Source organism: Butyrivibrio sp. (assembly GCF_017940685.1).
GTDB lineage: Bacteria > Bacillota > Clostridia > Lachnospirales > Lachnospiraceae > Butyrivibrio.
The window spans coordinates 1-4,856 of the sequence record NZ_JAGAYD010000203.1 but is presented as its reverse complement, the minus strand read 5'-3'; the positions used below and the strand labels follow the sequence as shown (position 1 = coordinate 4,856).

Here is a 4,856-nt window from a genome sequence, read left to right as displayed (position 1 = left end):
ATTCCCAAAGGTAAGCCAATGGGATAGAGGCATAGTGGACATGCCCTGTTCTGCAGGATGCATAGAGCATCCTACAGGTTCATGCCGCCATGCGGCATAACAGAAACCCTTTCCGACGTGGAGTCGGTGAGGGTAGTTCATAATAATTGGAATTCCTTTCTTTGTTGTGGGAAACGGCCTTAATTCAATCATCAGAGCGGACGGCAGTCCTAAGTTCGCAATGAGCACAACGATCATTGGTTGTCTTCTTAATGTGGTCCTGGACCCAATTGCAATATTTGTTCTTGGCTGGGGAATGATGGGAACTGCTCTTGCAACGATAACAGGTCAGATAGTGACTGCAGTCTGTGGTCTTGTATATCTTACCAGAGCAAAGACTGTGAAGCTGAATAAAAAGAGCTTCATCCCTGACAGAAGCATAATATCAAAATTTATTCCCTTGGGAATCAGCAGCTTTCTAACACAGATTTCCATTGTGGTCATCATGGGCGTAATGAACAATGTTCTTGTCACTTATGGTGCAAGAAGCAAATATGGTGCAGATATTCCTCTTACAGTTGTGGGAATAGTCATGAAAGTGTTCCAGATAGTGATCTCAGTATGCATTGGAATAGCAGCAGGATCACAGCCGATCATTGGATATAACTATGGGGCAGGAGAGTATAAGAGGGTAAAAGAGCTTTTTATCACCATAGTAAAAGCAGAGGCAATAGTAGGTGCTGTCGCACTTATCCTCTTTGAGGCATTTCCTCTTCAGATAACAGCAATATTCGGAAGTGAAGACGGACTATACAACGAGTTTGCTGTAAAAGCATTCAGGATATTCCTGTCCATGATAATTCTTACATGCATCCAGAAGTCGATCAGTGTTTTCCTGCAAGCACTTGGCAAGCCTGCTATGGCAATGGGGCTTTCACTCCTTAGGGAATTTGTCCTTAGTGTTCCCCTTGCAATAGTCCTTCCCATATTCTTCGGTGTAGAGGGGGCATTGTATTCTGCGCCCATTGCAGATGTTGGAACACTTATTGCAGTAGTGATCATGTCGGCTATGACATTGAAGGAGCTTAACGAAAAAGTATCTAAAGAACCTGCAGCAGAGCCTATGACAGCATGCCTGAGAGAGATGCAGGTTTCATAAGGAACTAAGGAGAGAAAAAACAATTAAATTGCAAAGACGGGGGAAAGTATGTTTAAATGATTGTAGGTCTTGATGTACTTTTTTTATCTAAAAAACGACAAAGGAGTTTCCATCATGAACGACAACAATTCTGCTTTTGATTATGAACTTGCCCTTGCAAACAAAAGAGCTTTACAGGCCATGACTGCGCTGTGCTCCATCATTTCGCTGGCTTATCTTTTGGAGATAGCTAAGCATACCCGAAGCGTAGGGTATGTTGCCATCGTTATCATCCTGAACGTGATACCAAACGTATTGGGATGGGCTTCCTATGCTAAACAAAATGACACGTCGCTGGTCAAGCACATTGTGGGTGTGGGATATGCCATCATGTACACCTTCGTGCTCATGACCACCTCGAACCTGCTTGTTTTTACTTACGTTATTCCGATGCTCATCATCATTTCACTTTATGATGACGTCAGATACACTACCATCATTGGAGTTGGAGTAGTTATCGTAAACATCGTGTCCATTGTGCTGGAGCTTCGAAGCGGCATTATCGAAAATTCCGCCACAGCTGAGATCCAGGGTCTTGTCATGGTGATGATAACGATATATCTTTTCCTTGTAAGTAAGACCAATCATACATTCCAACTGCGCCGCGCAGAGAGATTTCAAAAGATCAATGATAATACAAATTCCCTTCTTCAAAGCATTCTTGATGTGTCCGACAAGGTGACTGGCACTGCTTCAGACCTTGCAACTGAGATGCAGACCCTCAAGGATTCCATTGGCTCTACCATTGATTCCATGGAACAGGTTACCCAGGGAACTAACGAGTCCGCCAACGCTGCCCAGGATCAGCTCAAGCAGACCAATGAGATCTCAAGCCATATCGGAAATGTGGAGAGCTCTTCAGAAGTGATCACCAAGAACGTCGGCGTTGCAGCAGAGGCTGTGGAAAACGGACAGAACAACATCAGCAGAATGACCAGCCTTACCAAGGAAGTAGATTCTGCCGGAAAAGATGTAAAGCAGGCCCTTGATACATTCCAGAAGACTACGGAAGAGATGAACTCCATTACGGATATCATCACCAACATCGCATCACAGACAAGGCTCCTGGCACTTAATGCATCAATCGAAGCAGCACGTGCTGGTGAAGCTGGAAAAGGCTTTGCGGTTGTTGCATCTGAGATTTCAAACCTGGCTGGACAGACCACTGATGCCACAGAGAACATCACCAAGCTTATCGGCGGAGTAGTGGACCAGGTAAGCAACATGGTCGAGACAATAGAGAAGCTTTTAGTTGCCGGTGAAGAAGAGAGCAAGTGCGCTGCAGATACAGCTGAGAGTTTTGCACAGATTTCAGAAACTGTGGAGATCATTAAGGCTCATACAGCTGACCTTGACAGCATTGTTGGAAAGCTTGCTGCTGCAAACGAGGGAATCGTAAACAGCATCCAGACTGCTTCTGCAGTTACCCAGGAGGTCACAGCCCACGCAACCGGAACCTATGAAGCAAGCAGACAGAATCAGGGAATCGTGGAAAAGATAAATCTGCTGGTGCAGGATCTTAACGATGATGCTGAAAAGTTAAAGGCTGGAAGAGAATAATATGGAAACCTGGTATTACGAAGTTGTAAGCATTGACGGCGACTACGCTAACTTAAAGAGAACGGATATTGAGTCAGAGGATATTAAACTGGTTGCGAGAGCTCTTTTACCAGAGGGAATCGCTGAAGGAACCAGGCTTAAGTATGAGCTGATGCAGTATTCGATACTGTGACAGGAGAGCATCATGATAGACTACAGAGAAATGACTGCAGGCGACGATGCTGCTGTTGCGAAGCTTATAAGAGATAATCTTAAAAAATATAAACTTGATATCCCCGGGACTGTGTACTTTGACGATGGTCTGGACCATCTAAGCGACTATTACGGGACTGGGGATAAAAGATATTTTGTCATTGAAGATCAGGCTGGCAAAGTCATTGGAGGAATTGGCTTTGCCAGGTTTGATTTTATGGAAGATACCGCGGAGCTCCAAAAGCTCTATCTCGACGATTCCGCCAAAGGCTCAGGCCTTGGCTACAAGCTGATTTCACTCGTCGAAGAGAAAATGAGAGAAGCAGGATTTAAGCACTCCTATCTCGAGACTCACAACAATCTTGAGGCCGCCATCCACATCTATGAAAAGAGCGGCTACGGGGAGATTCCCAAGCCAGAGGCGGTAGTACACAGCGCAATGAACAGGTTCTTTTTGAAAGACTTGTGATAAGACACGGGGACGGTTCTACTGTCTCATTGCACGCAATGAGACAGTAGAACCGTCCCCGTGTCTTGTCACATTTTATAGCCATGTATGCCAACACAATCGGATCATCTAAAAATACCGGTAGGAATAAAGTCACAAGAATGTGATAAACTGTAAGCAATATATTAGGTTATGGAGGTTTGCAGGACGTATGAAGGTTTTGATATTAAATGGAAGTCCAAGACTTGGCGGCAATACAAGCATAGCAGTAGATGAGATGGTCAAAGTGTTTGAAGAGGAAGGCGTTGAAACTGAAGTTGTTCAGATTGGCAATAAGGACATCAGAGGCTGTATCGCCTGCGGAAGCTGTGCTGAAAAAGGAAAGTGCGTTTTTGACGACGCAGTTAATGAGATCGCACCTAAGTTTGAAGAGGCAGACGGCCTTGTAGTCGCATCTCCTGTGTACTACGCATCACCCAATGCAACTCTCATTGCATGCCTTGACAGACTCTTTTACAGCACAAGCTTTGACAAGACAATGAAGGTTGGCGCCAGCGTTGCTGTTGCAAGACGCGGAGGATGTTCAGCTTCCTTTGATGTACTCAACAAGTACTTCACCATCAGCAACATGCCAGTTGCTTCCAGCCAGTACTGGAACAGCGTTCACGGAAGAAGCGCAGGAGAGGCACGCAAAGACCTTGAGGGCCTCCAGACCATGAGAGTTCTGGCCCGGAACATGTCCTTCCTCATGAAAAGCATCGCCCTTGGAAAAGAAAAGTTTGGCCTTCCTAAAACCGAAGAGCATCAGTGGACTCACTTCATAGACGGCTGACAAGACACGGGGACGGTTCTAGTGACTTATTGTGTGCAATAAGTCACTAGAACCGTCCCCATGTCTTGTTGGTTGAAAGTGCGGAGAGATGGCGTAGAACTAAGTGGAGTCGCCATCTCTTTTTGCTGTAAGATGAATTCAAAGGAGTGGATCACAGTATGAAGATTGGATATTGCAGCAGGATAATAGCGGATTTTGAAATGTCTGAATGCGTTCAGATTGCAGCTAATGCGGTTATGAGGGATATCAAAAATACATGTATCAGGTGCGAAGAAAATGGTCAGAGCAATGAAGGCTTTGGCGATATTTTGCTGCAAAAAGTGGCCAAAGAGGAAATCCAGTCAGAGTGCTTTGAGGTCAGTGTTACCAGTAGCGACGCGTCAGCCACGACCTGCGGCTCCACAAGTTCTCAGCAGCTGACTGTTTCTGCATCCGATGACCTGGGCCCTATCTACGGTCTTTATCACATAAGCAAGACCTTCCTTGGGGTCAACGAATTTTGGTTTTGGAATGAGCAGGAGCTTATAAGGGAAAAAGAGCATGTGGTTCCGGAGGACTATTCTTACAGATCCGAGCCTTTCAAAGTCAGGTTCAGAGGCTGGTTTATCAACGACGAGGTTTTGTTTGACGGATGGAACCCCGAAATT

At 45.3% G+C, this 4,856-nt stretch carries 4 protein-coding genes and 2 pseudogenes; all 6 read left to right on the top strand.

The window, feature by feature from the left end:
* Positions 1-136: 136 nt before the first annotated feature.
* A pseudogene (locus J6I68_RS12585) lies at positions 137-1,138 on the top strand (MATE family efflux transporter); the annotation flags it as partial.
* Positions 1,139-1,252: 114 nt separating this feature from the next.
* Complete coding sequence (locus J6I68_RS12580) at positions 1,253-2,737, top strand: methyl-accepting chemotaxis protein (protein ID WP_292220799.1); 1,485 nt, start codon at positions 1,253-1,255, stop codon at positions 2,735-2,737.
* 1 nt (position 2,738) lies between these two features.
* The gene (locus J6I68_RS12575) at positions 2,739-2,909 is read left to right on the top strand and encodes a chorismate--pyruvate lyase (protein WP_292220798.1); all 171 of its coding nucleotides are present in this window, start codon (positions 2,739-2,741) and stop codon (positions 2,907-2,909) included.
* 12 nt (positions 2,910-2,921) lie between these two features.
* Positions 2,922-3,398 carry a GNAT family N-acetyltransferase gene (locus tag J6I68_RS12570; RefSeq protein WP_292220796.1) on the top strand — a complete coding sequence of 159 codons (477 nt, stop codon included), beginning with the start codon at positions 2,922-2,924 and terminating at the stop codon, positions 3,396-3,398.
* A 190-nt stretch (positions 3,399-3,588) separates the two neighbouring features.
* Entirely contained in the window at positions 3,589-4,209 is a 621-nt protein-coding gene (locus J6I68_RS12565; protein WP_292220795.1) for a flavodoxin family protein, read from the top strand.
* 158 nt (positions 4,210-4,367) lie between these two features.
* Positions 4,368-4,856, top strand: a pseudogene (locus J6I68_RS12560) (hypothetical protein); the annotation flags it as partial.

Excerpts from the sequence above, each read along its gene's own strand:
- J6I68_RS12580 (WP_292220799.1), top strand. The coding sequence starts at position 1,253 with ATGAACGACAACAATTCTGCTTTTGATTATGAACTTGCCCTTGCAAAC.
- J6I68_RS12575 (WP_292220798.1), top strand. The coding sequence starts at position 2,739 with ATGGAAACCTGGTATTACGAAGTTGTAAGCATTGACGGCGACTACGCT.
- J6I68_RS12570 (WP_292220796.1), top strand. The coding sequence starts at position 2,922 with ATGATAGACTACAGAGAAATGACTGCAGGCGACGATGCTGCTGTTGCG.
- J6I68_RS12565 (WP_292220795.1), top strand. The coding sequence starts at position 3,589 with ATGAAGGTTTTGATATTAAATGGAAGTCCAAGACTTGGCGGCAATACA.